General features: G+C 57.3%; 17 protein-coding genes. 3 read left to right on the top strand and 14 right to left on the bottom strand.

Annotated features, from left to right (window positions below; genetic code table 11):
* Positions 1-6: 6 nt before the first annotated feature.
* On the bottom strand, positions 7-1,086 hold the full coding sequence (gene nadA / locus K9U38_RS10060) for a quinolinate synthase NadA (RefSeq protein WP_224494196.1): 1,080 nt from the start codon (positions 1,084-1,086) through the stop codon (positions 7-9).
* 222 nt (positions 1,087-1,308) lie between these two features.
* Positions 1,309-1,542: a hypothetical protein gene (locus K9U38_RS10055; RefSeq protein WP_224494195.1), complete on the bottom strand. Its 234-nt coding sequence runs from the start codon at positions 1,540-1,542 to the stop codon at positions 1,309-1,311.
* Between the two features lie 144 nt (positions 1,543-1,686).
* Here K9U38_RS10055 and K9U38_RS10050 point away from each other — a divergent pair, with 144 nt between their 5' ends.
* Entirely contained in the window at positions 1,687-2,925 is a 1,239-nt protein-coding gene (locus K9U38_RS10050; RefSeq protein WP_224494194.1) for an MFS transporter, read from the top strand.
* Here the strand turns inward: K9U38_RS10050 and K9U38_RS10045 are convergent, their stop codons facing one another.
* From K9U38_RS10045 to rpoZ, 11 genes are all read right to left on the bottom strand, one after another.
* Positions 2,926-4,104: a glycoside hydrolase family 5 protein gene (locus K9U38_RS10045; protein ID WP_224494193.1), complete on the bottom strand. Its 1,179-nt coding sequence runs from the start codon at positions 4,102-4,104 to the stop codon at positions 2,926-2,928.
* 66 nt (positions 4,105-4,170) lie between these two features.
* The gene (locus tag K9U38_RS10040) at positions 4,171-4,689 is read right to left on the bottom strand and encodes a PaaI family thioesterase (RefSeq protein WP_224494192.1); all 519 of its coding nucleotides are present in this window, start codon (positions 4,687-4,689) and stop codon (positions 4,171-4,173) included.
* Positions 4,686-5,462 (bottom strand): DNA repair protein RecO, encoded by a 777-nt coding sequence (recO, locus tag K9U38_RS10035; protein ID WP_224494191.1) that lies wholly within the window; start codon positions 5,460-5,462, stop codon positions 4,686-4,688. The genes K9U38_RS10040 and recO overlap by 4 nt, the downstream gene beginning before the upstream one ends.
* 18 nt (positions 5,463-5,480) lie before the next feature.
* The gene (gene era / locus K9U38_RS10030) at positions 5,481-6,419 is read right to left on the bottom strand and encodes a GTPase Era (RefSeq protein ID WP_224494190.1); all 939 of its coding nucleotides are present in this window, start codon (positions 6,417-6,419) and stop codon (positions 5,481-5,483) included.
* Positions 6,416-7,129 carry a ribonuclease III gene (rnc, locus tag K9U38_RS10025; protein ID WP_224494189.1) on the bottom strand — a complete coding sequence of 238 codons (714 nt, stop codon included), beginning with the start codon at positions 7,127-7,129 and terminating at the stop codon, positions 6,416-6,418. Before rnc ends, era begins: the two co-directional genes overlap by 4 nt.
* 7 nt (positions 7,130-7,136) lie before the next feature.
* Positions 7,137-7,919: a signal peptidase I gene (lepB, locus tag K9U38_RS10020; protein WP_224494188.1), complete on the bottom strand. Its 783-nt coding sequence runs from the start codon at positions 7,917-7,919 to the stop codon at positions 7,137-7,139.
* A gap of 90 nt (positions 7,920-8,009) precedes the next feature.
* Positions 8,010-8,414, bottom strand: a complete 405-nt coding sequence (gene acpS / locus K9U38_RS10015) for a holo-ACP synthase (protein ID WP_224494187.1) — start codon at positions 8,412-8,414, stop codon at positions 8,010-8,012.
* Entirely contained in the window at positions 8,411-8,971 is a 561-nt protein-coding gene (locus K9U38_RS10010) for a DUF2062 domain-containing protein (protein WP_224494186.1), read from the bottom strand. The genes acpS and K9U38_RS10010 overlap by 4 nt, the downstream gene beginning before the upstream one ends.
* Positions 8,972-9,032: 61 nt before the next feature.
* Positions 9,033-9,611: an orotate phosphoribosyltransferase gene (gene pyrE / locus K9U38_RS10005; RefSeq protein WP_224494185.1), complete on the bottom strand. Its 579-nt coding sequence runs from the start codon at positions 9,609-9,611 to the stop codon at positions 9,033-9,035.
* A 10-nt stretch (positions 9,612-9,621) separates the two neighbouring features.
* The gene (locus tag K9U38_RS10000) at positions 9,622-11,841 is read right to left on the bottom strand and encodes a RelA/SpoT family protein (RefSeq protein ID WP_224494184.1); all 2,220 of its coding nucleotides are present in this window, start codon (positions 11,839-11,841) and stop codon (positions 9,622-9,624) included.
* A 167-nt stretch (positions 11,842-12,008) separates the two neighbouring features.
* Positions 12,009-12,410 carry a DNA-directed RNA polymerase subunit omega gene (gene rpoZ / locus K9U38_RS09995; protein WP_224494183.1) on the bottom strand — a complete coding sequence of 134 codons (402 nt, stop codon included), beginning with the start codon at positions 12,408-12,410 and terminating at the stop codon, positions 12,009-12,011.
* 299 nt (positions 12,411-12,709) lie between these two features.
* On the opposite strand from rpoZ, the gene K9U38_RS09990 reads away from it, so the two are divergent.
* Positions 12,710-13,282 (top strand): LabA-like NYN domain-containing protein, encoded by a 573-nt coding sequence (locus K9U38_RS09990; protein ID WP_224494360.1) that lies wholly within the window; start codon positions 12,710-12,712, stop codon positions 13,280-13,282.
* 16 nt (positions 13,283-13,298) lie between these two features.
* On the top strand, positions 13,299-13,952 hold the full coding sequence (locus K9U38_RS09985) for a uracil-DNA glycosylase (protein ID WP_224494182.1): 654 nt from the start codon (positions 13,299-13,301) through the stop codon (positions 13,950-13,952).
* A gap of 35 nt (positions 13,953-13,987) precedes the next feature.
* Here the strand turns inward: K9U38_RS09985 and smpB are convergent, their stop codons facing one another.
* A complete protein-coding gene (gene smpB / locus K9U38_RS09980; protein ID WP_224494181.1) occupies positions 13,988-14,476 on the bottom strand; it encodes an SsrA-binding protein SmpB in 489 nt (162 codons plus the stop codon).
* Positions 14,477-14,479 lie beyond the last annotated feature (3 nt).

Genomic DNA, 14,479 nt, shown 5'->3' with positions numbered 1-14,479 from the left:
CCACTGTCAGTTCTTGAGGTTCACCATACGCTCGACCGCCAGCCGCGCACGTTCCGCGATGAGCGGATCAACGTGAATTTCCTCGCGCATGAAGACAAGGCTTTCGAGGATGTTCGGCAGCGTGATGCGTTTCATGTGCGGACACAGATTGCACGGCTTGATGAACTTCACGTCGGGCACTTCAGACTCGATGTTGGACGCCATCGAGCATTCTGTCACAAGCAGGACCTTGGCCGGACGGTTGTCTTTCACATAGTGGATCATGCCGCTGGTCGAGCCGGTATAATCAGCAACCGCAACCACTTCCGGCGGGCATTCGGGATGGGCGATGATCTGGATATCCGGATCGGCCGCCTTGTAGGCCAGGAGTTCGCTGGCCGTGAAGCGTTCGTGCACCTCGCAATGCCCCTTCCAGGTCAAGACCTTGACCTTGGTCTGGGCAGCGACGTTCTGGGCCAGGAATTCGTCCGGGATGCAAAGGACACGGTCGACCCCGAAACTCTCGACAATCTGGACCGCGTTGGCCGATGTGCAGCAGATGTCACTCTCCGCCTTTACCTCGGCCGACGTGTTGACATAGGTAACGATGGGGACGCCAGGATAAGTTTCGCGCAACAGCCGCACATCGGCTCCCGTGATGGATTCGGCCAGGGAACAGCCAGCCTTCATGTCCGGGATCAGCACGGTCTTGTGCGGATTGAGCAGTTTTGAGGTCTCGGCCATGAAGTGGACGCCACACTGCACGATGATGTCCGCATCGACCTTGGTCGCTTCCTTGGCAAGCTGAAGCGAGTCGCCAACAATGTCGGCAACGCAGTGGAAAATCTCAGGCGTCTGGTAATTGTGGGCAAGAATGACGGCATTGCGCTGTTTCTTCAGCCGATTGATGGCCGCAACATAGGGCGCATAAACAGGCCATTCGATGCGCGGGATATGATGGGCAACGCGCTCGTACAGATGCTCCGTCTCGGCCGCGACTTGCGGCGTGAAGGCGAGGTCCGGCATTTCAAGAATGCCAAAGCGGTCAGCTGCCGTTTGCACCTTGTTGCTGTCCCTGACGTTCGTCGTGCGAGCGGTATCGGTCATATCCACTTCCTCCTGGGCACTCTACGCGGGTAAGTCCGTTCCTGGCTGGCACTCGCGTCAGCATTTATACTCATATTGAGCATATTTGCGGTCAAAAGAAAAACGGCACGGCCGTCGCGGACTACATAGGGGAATATTTAGATGGCTTCAAGAGGCGTTGATGCAAAAGAGGAATGGCCGCGCAATGGGCGGCCAATTGATTCAAGGGCGAACTTTTCAGATTCAGCGGCCATAAACTCCGCCAAGGATGATCCTGCGGTCATCGCTGAAGCGCCGACTGTCCCTGGCACTCCGCGCGGGACTATCACCACCGACACGCGGCGTGCAGTCGGTAAAGACCTTGGCGCCGAAATCGCTTGGCCGATCACAAAAAACGAGTGGGCTGACGCTGCCTGAGTTCGCACAACCGGCGAGAATTACAGCACCCAATGCCAGAACCGGCAATAATAGTCTCATATTATCAATCCTTTATTCGCTGCGCCAACGGCGCGGTATCCGGCCGCTTATACGCATCAAACTCATTTAAGTACCAATCAACTCAATTCAATTGATTGAGACGGCAAATGCGCTATTGCTGCGTTTCTCAATGAGGAAATCGCCATGGCGCAGTCTGCAGCAAATAACGTCAAGCAACTTGGCATACCCTGGCTGATCATCATCGCCGGTTGCCTCATCGCGCTGCTCACGTTCGGCCCTCGATCGGCGATGGGTTTCTTCCAGTTGCCGCTGCTCGCCGATAAAGGTTGGGATCGCACCACGTTCGGCATGGCAATGGCACTGCAAAATCTGTTCTGGGGCGCAGGACAGCCCTTCTTCGGCGCCATTGCCGACAAGTATGGCACATGGCGCGTCCTTTTCATGTCGGCAGTCCTCTATTGCTCCGGTCTCATGCTGATGGCATGGGCTACGTCGCCAGGGCTCCTCTATATCGGCGGCGGGGTGCTCGTGGGTCTCGGCGTCGCATCGGGCTCGTTCGGAATCATTCTTTCCGCCTTTGCCCGCAACGTATCGGCCGCCAATCGGACCTTTGTTTTTGGTATAGGCACGGCGGCGGGCTCCGCCGGCATGTTCGTCTTCGCGCCGATCAGCCAGGGCCTTATCGACCGTTTCGGATGGTCGGACGCCCTGGTGTATCTCGGAATTGCCATGTTGCTTGTCCCGATACTGGCCATTCCGCTGCGCGGCAATTCCTCAAGTGGCAGGATCAGCGAAGCGCAATACAAGCAATCGATTGGTGAAGCCTTGCGCGAAGCCCTTGGGCACAAGAGCTATGTTTTGCTGACGAGCGGCTTCTTTGTCTGCGGCTTTCAGGTCGCGTTCATTACCGCGCATTTTCCAGCTTACATCGGCGATATCGGCATCGACGCCACCTATGCCGTGCTTGCCCTCGCCCTGATCGGCTTTTTCAATATCGTCGGCTCACTGGCGTCGGGCGTTATCAGCCAGCACTACTCCAAGCCGAAATTTCTGGCCTATCTCTATCTTGGCCGCTCGATACTGGTAACCGCCTTCCTGCTGCTGCCACAGACCGGCACTTCGGTGATCATCTTTTCGATCCTCATGGGTCTGATGTGGCTATCAACTGTACCGCCGACCAATTCGCTGGTTGCCATCATGTTCGGTACGCGTCATCTCGGCATGCTGGGCGGTATCGTGTTCTTCTCGCACCAGATCGGTTCATTTCTCGGTGTGTGGCTCGGCGGCTATCTCTACGACCATTTCGGCAGCTACAACCCGGTGTGGTGGCTGGGCGTAGCGCTGGGCATCTTCGCGGCCATCGTACACTGGCCGATCCAGGAGGCGGCGGCCCACCGGCCAGTCCTGCAGCCCGCCGAATAGTCAGGGCTGCAGTCGTTTGCGAATTGGCTCGAATTCCGGTGTAGCCTGACGCTTCACCGGATCCGGTCCGCCGGCGTCGATTGCTTCCCAATACTTCCAGTTCACCTTGCCCGCGCCAAGTTCGTAGTCCATGCCATCCCAACTGTCTTCGCGGAAGCTGTAGAATGCCCAATGCAGATTGTTGCCGTCGAGCCCAGTCAGAACATCGTCAAGATAGGCTTTGCAGCCAGCCAGACGGCGCATGCAGCCGAATTCACCGGCTACCAGGCGATTGAGTGGTATCCCATGGGTTTTGGCCCATTCAACGGGCCTGGCCAGATAGTCCGCGACCCTGTCCGTGTTCCATACTGAGGTTGAACCGGCATAGGGCACCTTGCCAGGATAGGCAAAAGGCGTCTCGCGCTTCAGGTTCGGAGCACTCGTCGCCTCATAGGGCTCATACATGTGGAAACTGTAAAGGACGTTCCTGTCGTTCAGCGCGGTGGGCCAATAGCCGAACGCGTCGGCAGCCGCATACCAGCCAGCATCGGCTATGATCGGTGTCACGGGATCAACCTTCCGGATTTCGGCGATGACCAGATCATAGAAAGCCATGAGATCGCGCGATCCGCCTTTCTGTTGCGCATACCAGGCCTGCATGTCCGAAAGGCTGGCATGTTCCTGCAGCCCGCCCTTCTTTTCCGGGGCAGGCTCGTTGATCAGGTTGTAGGCGGCAATTGCGGGATGATCCTTCAGAGCTGCGGCCAGATCGTGCCAGAATCGCGCGGCGTCTTGCCAATTGGCCTTTTCCTGCCATAGCCGGTCGTCAAACTTGCCGTTGTTGTTCTGGGCCCACCGCATCCAGGGCAAGGATAGTGGCGTGATTACAACCTTGAGCCCGGCCTTGTCGGCGCGGTCCAGTGCCGCCCGCAAAGTGGCGAGATCACCTGCCGGAATGCCCTGGTAATGGTCGGCATCGCCAAGGAGGAAATCGCGGTTGGCCGGTTTCCACTTGTCGTAGGAAAGTCGCACCCAACTCGCACCATAATTCTTCAATGCATCAAAATAGGCCTGGTCGGGCGGCAGGCGGTTGAAACTGTTGCCGCCGTGCTGAGGCTTGTCCCAGAAACCGATGATATCCGCAGCCTGTGCGCCACATGTTAGGCCAAGAAAAAACAATAGGGTCGTCAAATTGCGCATCAGGAATCGCTCCGCATTAACCGAGCGTGGCAATTGCTTGAACAGTAAGGCGTTTTTTGGCCCAGGCTATTTGCCGCGAACGAAGCTCTCCAGCGGAAAGATGGCGCAGGTTTCCGTGCCATGTGCGAGCAGCTTGCCGTTTGCGTCCTTCAGGAATGCCTCGGCAGTTGCCAGTGTACGCCCGCGGTGAATCAATCGCCCTTCACAAAAGACAGTACCCATATCTGCGCTTAGCGGACGGACCAGGTTCACCTTGAATTCCGCCGTCGTGTAAGCCTCGCCGGGTTTCAACGTGGTCATGATGCTGCAGGCGAGTGCCGAATCCATCAATGTGGCGATCCACCCGCCATGGATACCGCCAAATGGATTGAGGTGTTCCGGGCGTGGTGCCCCCTTGAAGACGACACGATCCTGCTCAACCTCATGCAGGATGAAGGAAAGTGTTTTGGCGATCGGGGGAGCGGGGTAGTCGCCACGCAGCATCGCCTGGAGGATATCCAGCCCGCTGCGGGTGGCAAAATCGGCGAGCGGCAACAAGCCGACGCCTCCGGGAAAATGGATGGCTGAAGCATCATCACAGCTCATGGAAGACCGTGCCTTTCCTGCGCAATAGATCCATGCCCCGGCGCGTTTGATAGTGACCGCGAAACAGCGGTCAAAAAGCCATCGCGGGCTTCAGGGGCCTTTTGCGCCCTGGGCTCCCAAACGTGGCGGTTGAAAAAGAAACTCGTCAACCGGAATGCCGCCATGATCTCGCCAAGCGATGCAGCGCGCACGCTCGAACTGACCATGAAGGGCGGCATTTCCAGAAGCTTGCCCGCCCAGGGCAGCCCCGCGCTGCGTGAGACCGCCCGCCCGGATTTCGGTGAAACATAGGCCAGGTCCTGGTCGCTGCCGGTAGCGGCGCAGCGCTTCAAATCGAGACCGAATCCAAGTTCTTCCAGCATCGACACTTCAAAACGCAACAGCAGTTCGCCTGCGATCAGCGCATCCTCGCAGTGCTCGAGAATGACCGCGAGAATGTCAAAGAGGTTCTGGTGCGGATCCCGCTCGGGTAGCAGTCGCAGATGTGCGGCCGCAAGTTGCAGCCCATAGAGCGCCACGGGCTGTTCAATCAGCCGTGCAGCAGCAAAGCTGACAGGTTCGACCTGCATCATGCCCAGGTGCTCGTCGATACGCGCCCGCCAGATGACGTCGACCCTGTTCCCCGGCTGCAACAGCGGCTGCATGCGGCGCGAGCGGCCACCGCGCACGAGGCCCAGATGGCGGCCATGGTCGCGCGTCATCAACTCAAGGATGGCGCTGGTTTCCCCGTGCCGCCTCGTTCCCAGGATGATCCCTTCATCTCGCCATTCCATGCGGGCAAAGTCGCGCTATCAGTGAGGGAATTCAAGGCCCATTTCGCGGTAACGTTCAGGGTCATTGCCCCAATTGTCACGAACCTTGACGAAGAGGAACAGGTGGACCTTCTGCTCGAGAATTTCCATCAGTTCCTTGCGCGCCGCCTGGCCGATGGATTTGATAGCGTCGCCCTTGTGACCGAGGACAATCTTCTTCTGGCTGTCGCGCTCGACATAGATCACCTGCGCGATACGTACCGAACCGTCCGGCTTTTCTTCCCAGCTTTCGGTCTCGACGGTCGAAGAATAGGGCAATTCATTGTGCAGGCGCAGATACAGCTTTTCGCGGGTGATCTCTGCCGCAAGCATGCGCATCGGCATGTCCGAAATCTGGTCCTCCGGATAGTACCAGGGGCCCTCCGGGAGATTGTCGGCGAGGTATTGCAAGAGATCCTTGCAACCATAGCCCTTCAGCGCCGAAATCATGAAGGTCTTGTCGAAGTTGACCTTGTCATTGGCCTTCTGGGCCAGTTCGAGCAATTTGGGCGGTTCGATACGGTCGACCTTGTTGAGGACGAGGATCACCTTGCGCTTCTTTTCGTGCAAGCTGTCGAGGATGGCTTCGGCTTCCTCGTTGATCCCCAGTTCCGCATCTATGAGAACGAGAATGAGGTCGGCATCCTTGGCGCCGCCCCAGGCGGTCGTGACCATCGCACGGTCAAGGCGGCGCTTCGGCTTGAAGATACCGGGCGTATCGACAAGAACCATCTGGGCGCGATCATGAATGACGATGCCACGCACCAACGCACGCGTCGTCTGTACCTTGTGCGTGACGATCGACACCTTGCTGCCGACAAGCTGGTTGACCAGCGTCGACTTCCCGGCATTTGGCGCACCGATCAGGGCCACGAAGCCCGAGCGCGTTGGCGCGTCAGGCACGGTCTGGGGCTCGGGCGTCTGTTCCTGGTCTGTCATTCGATATCTTCTTCCTGCGCCTTCTGACGGACGCCTTCACGATAGAGCAATGCAACGGCGGCTTCCTGCTCGGCGATCCGCTTGGAACGCCCCTTACCCGTGGCCGGTACGAAACCCTTGACATCGACTTGCACTGTAAACTGTGGATCATGGTCGGGGCCGGTGCGACCGACAACTGTGTATTGGGGCTGCGCGCCATTCTGCTGGTGCGCCCATTCTTGCAATTCAGTTTTCGGGTCACGCTGCGCCGAATTGATTTCACGCGAGCGGGCATTCCAGTAGCGTTCGATGAAAGGTTGCGCCGCTTCCAGCCCGCCGTCCAGATAAATTGTGGCGATCAGCGATTCAACGACATCGGCGCGAAGGCTTTTAAGGCGCTTGTCCGCAAGTCCCTTCACATCGGAGCCGGTGCGGATGAATTCGTGCAGGCCGATTTCGTCGGCTACGGCAGCACAGGTGTCGGCGTTCACGAGCGAGTTCAGCCGCAACGACAATTCGCCTTCGCTTGCAGTCGGATAGGCCCGGAACAACAAGTCGGCAATAACCAATCCCAGAACGCGGTCGCCCAGAAATTCGAGACGCTCGTAATCGGATCCCGCGGAAGAGCGCGCGCTTGCATGGGTTAGCGCACGCTCCAACCGCCCGAGATCGCGAAATGTGTGTCTCGTCTTCTCTTCCAGTCTGTGAACGGCGTCGGCGGACAGACTCATTGGCTCATCAATTGCTTGTCACGGTGTCCGGGGCGCTGTTGACGCTTTGCAACAGGCGGTCGAAGCGCAATTCCGAAGGCCAGCGCCAGAGTTCCAGCGGACTTGCCTTGCCTGCAATCGAGAAGAAGATGATGTTGGCGCGGCCGATAAAGTTCTCGAGCGGTACATAGCCCACATCAAAACGGCTATCGCTCGAGTTGTCGCGATTGTCGCCCATCATGAAATAATGGCCAGCCGGCACAACGAACTCCCGGGTGTCATCGCCCAAGCCGTTTGGTGTCAGGTCAAGCGTGTCGTAGGTAATCCCGTTCGGCAAGGTCTCGCGGTAAACATCAACCGGACGGTTGACTTCCGTCACGTCGGAATTGTCGATCTGTCCAACTTTCTCGCGCGGCACGGCGACATCATTGATGTAAAGAACGCCGCTGCGCATCTGAATTTTGTCGCCGGGCAGGCCGATGACGCGCTTGATGAAATCCAGCGACGTGTCGTTTGGCTTGCGGAAGACGGCAATGTCACCGCGCTTCGGCTCGCCGCTCCAGATGCGGCCCGAAAAGAGGTCTGGTGCGAACGGAATCGAATATTTGGAATAGCCGTAGGAGAACTTAGACACGAAAAGGTAATCGCCCTCCAGCAGCGTCGGCCGCATGGAACCTGACGGAATGTTGAACGGCTGGAACAGCAGGGTCCGAATTACCAGCGCGAGCAGCAACGCCTGCACGATAACGCTGATCGTCTCACCAAGACCACCAGAATTCTTCACAACAGCTTTGTCGCTCACGTGACTCATATCTCCAAAAACCAAAATGTGCCCCCTCATAACCGGTGAAGGCTCGTGGGGCAATGCCGCATAGTGGGGCTCAATGCCGCTTGAATACGGCTATTCTTCGATCTTGACCGCTTCGATGATCACGAATGCTTGTGCAAGCGGAAAATCGTCGGTGATCGTCAGGTGGATTCGGGAAGCATAGCCGGACGGCGTTATGGCGTTCAGGCGATCTGCCGCGCCGTTGGCGAGTTTCATGGTCGGCGCGCCGCTCGGCAGGTTGACAACGCCCATGTCGCGCCAGAACACACCCTGCGCCAATCCCGTTCCTAGCGCCTTGGCACACGCTTCCTTCGCCGCAAAGCGCTTCGCATAGGAGGCGGCGCGTTGCTTCCGGCGCTCCGACTTGGCCTGTTCGACCGGCGTGTAGACCCGGTCGATAAAACGTTGGCCATGACGTTCCAGCGTCTTCTCGATACGCCTGATGTCGATCAAATCGCTGCCAATTCCGATGATCATGATGGCTCGGGAACTTTCTCGAGCCGAAATCCGAGTCTGCGCCGGCTCTGGAAGCTGTTGGCGGCCCAGCGAACCGGAAAGTAAACCAGGAGCGCAGCGGCAAGGCCGAGGGGGACGGCACCGATCAACATGGGCTTGATCAGTGGTGCCCACAAAACCGCAAAGTCCAGATGACGAAGCATGGAACCGAGATGATGCGGCAGCGGATCTGCGTTGAGGCTTCCGGTCAGGACGAAACGGCCGGCTTCCAGTGTAGCGGCCCAGATGAAGGGTAAAATCAGCGGGTTACCGAGCGTTGTGCCGATAATGGCTGCGGCAATGTTTCCACCGATCAACCAGGCTACCGCAACGGCGATCGCGATATGAATGCCCAGAATCGGAATGAAGGCAGCAAATATCCCGCATGCAAATCCGGCAGCGATGGCATGCGGGGTTGCCCTCAGCCGAAGGACCCGCTTGCCGAAATAACGCAGGGACCTGCCGACAGAACGGCGCGGCCACAACGCAACGCGCAGGCGCTCGCGAATGCCGGGGTCTTTACGCCGCTTGAAGAGCATACAGTGCAAGTCCTTCCGTACCAGCGCTCAATGCGAACGGCGTGGTACAATAATCATGGGATCAAATGTTGCGACTACCGGGCTTAACGGGCGGAATTGCGGCAAGTTCCGGCGGAAGTTTGTCTGCAGGATAGGCCGGTACTTCATATTCCGCCAGTGCGATCAACGGCACGCCCACATCGCTTTTGCCAGCGGACCGGTCGATGATGCAGGCGGCGGCCAGCACATTCGCACCCAATTCCTGCAGGCAGGTGACCGTTTCGCGGATCGACAGGCCCGTCGTTACAATGTCTTCGACGATAACAACGCGAGCACCCTTGGCAATTTCAAACCGGCGAAGCCTGAAGACTCCGTTCTCCCGCTCGACCCAAATCGACGGCACGCCGAGATGCCGCGATGTCTCGTAGGCAGGAATGATGCCGCCAATAGCCGGCCCCACCACATAATCGATGTGGCCAAGACCGGCATCCCTGATCTTGTCGGCGAGACCGCGGCAAACGCGCTCCGTCTTGTCCGCATGCATGAAGACACGCGCCTTTTGCAGGAAGACGGGACTGCGGAGACCCGATGTCAGGATAAAGTGTCCCTCCAACACGGCACCGGCCTCGCGGAAGACCTGCAGGACTTGATCAGTGTTCATTCGTGCTCCTTTAGCCGTTCACGCGCTGCGCATCGCTGACGCATTTGCTCTCTTTGAGTTTAGACAATATCCGATTGAGGTGCTTCAGATTCCAAACTTCCAGATCCACGATCATCTGGGTGAAATCCGGTGCCGTGCGAACCATCGAGAGATTGTGAATGTTGGTTTCGTTCTCGGCAATGATCTGGGCAATTTCGGCCAGCGAACCGGGCGCATTGATGGCAGAAATGTTGATCCGGGCCGGAAAGCGGTCACGACGGCTCTCATCGATATCCCAGCGCACATCAATCCAGCGTTCGGGCTGGTCGTCATAGGCCATCAATGCCGAGGATTGTATCGGATAGATCGTCATGCCCGCACCGGGTTGGAGGATACCGACGATCCGATCGCCGGGGACGGCTCCCTCAGGCGAAAAATGCACCGGCATATCGGGACTCGCCCCGCGGATTGGCAGTGCATTAGGCCCGCCCGGTTCGAAACCTGCGCCTTCCGCGCCTTCAGGCATCTTGAAGATCATGCCTGACGTGTTGCGGAAATTGACCCAGCCCTCCTCGCGCTCGCTGGGACTCGGCTTCGGCTTGGCATCCTGATATTCAGGATAGACAGCTTTCATCACGTCCGATGACGGCAGTTCTCCGCGGCCGACCGCGGCCAGAACATCGTCGAGCTCCTTGCGTGCAAGACGAGGCAGGCCCTTCTTCAGTTCCTCGCGGGAATAAACCTTGCCTGCCCGCTCGAACGCCCGTTCAAGGATCTGTGTCCCCAGTCCGGAATATTGCTTGCGTACTGCAAGACGCGTTGCACGGCGGATCGCGGCGCGAGCCTTGCCGGTGACCACGATCGATTCCCAGGCTGCTGGCGGCGTCTGGGCCTTGGAACGGATGATCTCCACCTCGTCGCCATTGTGCAGTTCGGTCATCAGCGGCATGATGCGGCCATTGACCTTGGCACCGACGCAGCTGTCGCCGATGTTGGTGTGCACGGCATAGGCGAAGTCGATGGGCGTTGCGCCACGCGGCAGTGCGATCAATCGCCCCTTCGGCGTGAAGCAGAACACCTGATCCTGGAACAGCTCGAGCTTGGTGTGCTCAAGGAACTCTTCTGGATTGTCGCCCTCGGCCAAAGCTTCGATGGTCTGCCGCAGCCATGCATACGCATTGGTTTCCGTTGAAATCACATGCGGGTTCTGTGCGCTGCCGCGATCCTTGTAGATCGAATGTGCCGCCACGCCGTATTCGGCAATGTCGTTCATCTCGCGGGTGCGTATCTGCAGTTCGACACGCTGGCGTGACGGGCCGACGATGGTCGTGTGGATCGAGCGATAGTCGTTCTGCTTCGGCGTCGAGATGTAGTCCTTGAAACGGCCAGGCACCATGGACCAGGTTGTATGGATTATCCCGAGTGCATTGTAGCAATCGGCGACGCTATCAACCACGACGCGAAACCCGAAAATGTCCGACAGTTGCTCGAAGGAAAGCCCCTTGCTTTCCATTTTGCGGAACACCGACCAGGCCTTTTTCTGCCGGCTCTTCACGCTCGCCTTGATGCCGTGCTTTTCGAACAGGTTTGAAAGGTCCGTTTCGATCTGCTTCAGCGTGACCCGGTTCTTCTCCATCAATTCCGCAAGGCGGTTGGTAACCGCATTGAAAGCCTCGGGGTTGATGTAGCGGAACGCCAGCTGCTCCAGTTCTTCGCGCATGTCCTGCATGCCCATGCGACCGGCGAGCGGCGCATAGATATCCATTGTCTCTTCGGATATCCGCAGCCGCTTGTCTTCCGGCACATGATGAAGCGTGCGCATGTTGTGCAGCCGGTCAGCAAGCTTCACCAGGAGCACGCGTACGTCGTCCGAAATTGCCAGGAGAAGTTTGCGCAGGTTCTCGGCCTGGACGGCCTTCTTGGAAACCAGATCGAGTTTCTTGAGCTTCGTCAGCCCCTCGACGAGCTTGCCGATATCAGGGCCGAACAGCGTATCTATTTCCTGGCGTGTGGCCGACGTATCCTCGATCGTATCATGCAGCAATGCGATGGCGATGGTCGCCTCGTCGAGATGCATGTCGGTCAAGATCGCCGCAACTTCCAGTGGATGCGAGAAATAGGGGTCGCCAGACGCGCGCTTTTGATGCCCGTGCTTTTGCATCGCGTAGACGTAGGCTTTGTTGAGAAGTGCCTCATTGACGTCAGGCTTGTAACGCTGGACACGCTCGACAAGCTCATACTGACGCATCATGGGCGGGGGCCTCCGGATTCACACACACAGAAATTGGTCACAAATCAAATTGTCGGTTGGCTATATGGTAATTCTGTTACCAAGCCGCAAAAATAATGCGCCGCAGAAACTGCGACGCATCAAAAAGCCTGTTGGCTGTCTATCGCGCGAGAGGCGCAACGTTTGATTTAGTAGTCGTCGCTTTTTTCCGGGGCCACGAGGCCTTCAATACCGGCCAACAATTCTTCTTCAGACATCGAGTCGAAGGAGATGTTATCATCCGCATCCATTTCGGCAGCTTCGGTGGTATCGCTGTCGCCGGCCGTGACCTGCGGTACCGCCACTGCCTCAGGCTCGTCAACTTCCACATGCTTTTGCAGCGAATGGATAAGGTCTTCCTTGAGGTCGCCAGGCGACAGGGTCTCTTCTGCAATCTCACGCAGCGCCACAACGGGATTCTTGTCATTGTCGCGATCGATGGTGATCGCAGCGCCTTGCGAAATCAGGCGCGCACGATGACTGGCCAGCAAAACCAGTTCGAACCGGTTCTCGACCTTGTCAACGCAATCTTCAACAGTTACGCGGGCCATGAACTGCCCCTTTCATTTTTTCTGAATTAGCGGATTAATCCGGACATAACGCGGTTGCATATAAAAAACAAGCAAAAGCGCTCGGCACATTTTGACGCCCCATCAGCAACAAGGCTGTATCAGTCACGCAATGTTGAGCACTTCTGTCCAGAAATGTATACAAAATTTCAACGAAGGTATTGGCTTTTGGTCCAACCCGACGTACTAAATATCCTACTTTCGTATAAGTTCAGATCCGGCTTTATTACCTTCAAGCTGATTTGAAATTGAAGCTCAGATTTTTGAAATGGAACCTTATTATGTTTGATCCGCGTGAAAAAATCGTCTTGTTCATCGACGGTGCAAATCTCTATGCAGCCTCCAAGGTACTCGGTTTCGATATAGACTATCGGAAATTGCTCTCTGCTTTTCAGAAGCGCGGGTATTTGTTGCGCGCCTATTACTACACCGCCCTGGTAGAAGATCAGGAATACTCTTCCATTCGTCCGTTGATAGATTGGCTGGATTACAACGGGTACAAAGTTGTAACAAAACCTGCCAAGGAATTCACGGATTCTGCTGGTCGCCGCAAGATAAAGGGCAATATGGACATCGAACTTGCTGTCGATGCCATGCAACTGACTGATACGGTGGACCATTTTGTAATTTTCTCCGGCGACGGCGACTTCCGCTCTCTTGTGGAGGCACTGCAGCGCAAAGGCCGCAAGGTCAGTGTCGTTTCCACCCTGTCGACTCAGCCACCGATGATTTCGGACGAGTTGCGCCGCCAGGCGGACCACTTCATCGACCTTACGTCGCTGCGGGCAGAAATCGGCCGCGAGGCTTCCGAGCGTGCTCCGCGTCGCGTCGAAGAGGAACAGGTCGACTACTGACCTGTTCCAACGGCGCATGAGTGTCGAACCCTCTCCCGACTGCCCTATCTGTACACGCCTGCACGATTTCATCGCCGCGTGGCGCGTGAAGGAGCCTGGCTGGCACAATGCTCCGGTGCCGACCTTCCTACCTGCCGGGAATATCGATCAGGTGCAGTTGCTGGTTGTCGGCCTCGCGCCCGGATTGCGTGGCGCCAATCGCACTGGCCGGCCGTTCACAGGCGACTATGCGGGCGACCTCCTCTACAACACATTGAATGAGTTCGGTTTTTCGCGCGGCACGTTCCAAGCCCGGCCCGACGACGGCCTGCAATTGATCGGCGCGGCTATTACCAACGCGGTGCGTTGTGTGCCGCCGGAGAACAAGCCAATTGGCGGTGAAATCAGCAACTGCCGGCGGTTTCTCACGCCAACGATCGAGCAGTTCGCAAATCTCAGGGCCATCGTCACACTCGGCACCATCGCCCATCAATCTACGATCCGGGCCTTTGGCCGGCCCGTGGCGAAATTTCCGTTCAGCCATGGCGGACAGTCTATGGTCGGCAATGTGCGGATTTTTTCGAGCTATCACTGCTCGCGCTACAATACTAATACCGGCCGCCTGACCGAGGAGATGTTCAAGAGCGTCTTTCGGGAGGTGCGCCGCTATCTCGATGAAATATCTGGATAATTGGCGTCGATTGCTATGCGTGGAGCGACCGATATCTAGCCGCGATCCCGCAGCAGCCGAGATTTTTCGCGGTTCCAGTCGCGTTGCTTTTCGGTCTCGCGCTTGTCATGGAGCTTCTTGCCACGAGCAACGGCCAGTTCCAGTTTCGCCCTGCCCTGGTCGTTGAAATAGAGCTTGAGCGGCACGACAGTCATGCCCTCGCGGTCGACAGACTGAGCCAGCCTCGACATTTCCCGTTTTGAAATCAACAGCTTGCGATGACGTCGCGGTTCATGATTGAAGCGATTGGCCTGCAGATACTCCGGAATATAGGAGTTGATGAGCCAGAACTCGCCATTCTCCAGGCTCGCGTAGCTTTCAGCAATGTTGGACTGGTTGTTGCGCAGCGACTTCACCTCGGTCCCATGCAGGACCAGGCCAGCCTCCAGCGTGTCGAGAATCTCGAAATTGAAGCGCGCTTTACGGTTTTCAGCAATGACCTTGCGAACCGTGATGGGTTTTGAGGCAGATTTTGGCTTGTTCATAGG

It is taken from the genome of Phyllobacterium lublinensis, from assembly GCF_020164435.1.
In the GTDB taxonomy this organism is placed as follows: Bacteria; Pseudomonadota; Alphaproteobacteria; order Rhizobiales; family Rhizobiaceae; genus Phyllobacterium; species Phyllobacterium lublinensis.
Note: the sequence above shows the minus strand (reverse complement) of the source record. Positions and strands in the feature narration are given on the sequence as shown.

What these genes read in the sequence shown, in the direction of transcription:
- nadA (WP_224494196.1), bottom strand. Translation starts at nt 1,086, where the DNA reads ATGACCGATACCGCTCGCACGACGAACGTCAGGGACAGCAACAAGGTG.
- K9U38_RS10055 (WP_224494195.1), bottom strand. Translation starts at nt 1,542, where the DNA reads ATGAGACTATTATTGCCGGTTCTGGCATTGGGTGCTGTAATTCTCGCC.
- K9U38_RS10050 (WP_224494194.1), top strand. Translation starts at nt 1,687, where the DNA reads ATGGCGCAGTCTGCAGCAAATAACGTCAAGCAACTTGGCATACCCTGG.
- K9U38_RS10045 (WP_224494193.1), bottom strand. Translation starts at nt 4,104, where the DNA reads ATGCGCAATTTGACGACCCTATTGTTTTTTCTTGGCCTAACATGTGGC.
- K9U38_RS10040 (WP_224494192.1), bottom strand. Translation starts at nt 4,689, where the DNA reads ATGAGCTGTGATGATGCTTCAGCCATCCATTTTCCCGGAGGCGTCGGC.
- recO (WP_224494191.1), bottom strand. Translation starts at nt 5,462, where the DNA reads ATGGAATGGCGAGATGAAGGGATCATCCTGGGAACGAGGCGGCACGGG.
- era (WP_224494190.1), bottom strand. Translation starts at nt 6,419, where the DNA reads ATGACAGACCAGGAACAGACGCCCGAGCCCCAGACCGTGCCTGACGCG.
- rnc (WP_224494189.1), bottom strand. Translation starts at nt 7,129, where the DNA reads ATGAGTCTGTCCGCCGACGCCGTTCACAGACTGGAAGAGAAGACGAGA.
- lepB (WP_224494188.1), bottom strand. Translation starts at nt 7,919, where the DNA reads ATGAGTCACGTGAGCGACAAAGCTGTTGTGAAGAATTCTGGTGGTCTT.
- acpS (WP_224494187.1), bottom strand. Translation starts at nt 8,414, where the DNA reads ATGATCATCGGAATTGGCAGCGATTTGATCGACATCAGGCGTATCGAG.
- K9U38_RS10010 (WP_224494186.1), bottom strand. Translation starts at nt 8,971, where the DNA reads ATGCTCTTCAAGCGGCGTAAAGACCCCGGCATTCGCGAGCGCCTGCGC.
- pyrE (WP_224494185.1), bottom strand. Translation starts at nt 9,611, where the DNA reads ATGAACACTGATCAAGTCCTGCAGGTCTTCCGCGAGGCCGGTGCCGTG.
- K9U38_RS10000 (WP_224494184.1), bottom strand. Translation starts at nt 11,841, where the DNA reads ATGATGCGTCAGTATGAGCTTGTCGAGCGTGTCCAGCGTTACAAGCCT.
- rpoZ (WP_224494183.1), bottom strand. Translation starts at nt 12,410, where the DNA reads ATGGCCCGCGTAACTGTTGAAGATTGCGTTGACAAGGTCGAGAACCGG.
- K9U38_RS09990 (WP_224494360.1), top strand. Translation starts at nt 12,710, where the DNA reads ATGTTTGATCCGCGTGAAAAAATCGTCTTGTTCATCGACGGTGCAAAT.
- K9U38_RS09985 (WP_224494182.1), top strand. Translation starts at nt 13,299, where the DNA reads ATGAGTGTCGAACCCTCTCCCGACTGCCCTATCTGTACACGCCTGCAC.
- smpB (WP_224494181.1), bottom strand. Translation starts at nt 14,476, where the DNA reads ATGAACAAGCCAAAATCTGCCTCAAAACCCATCACGGTTCGCAAGGTC.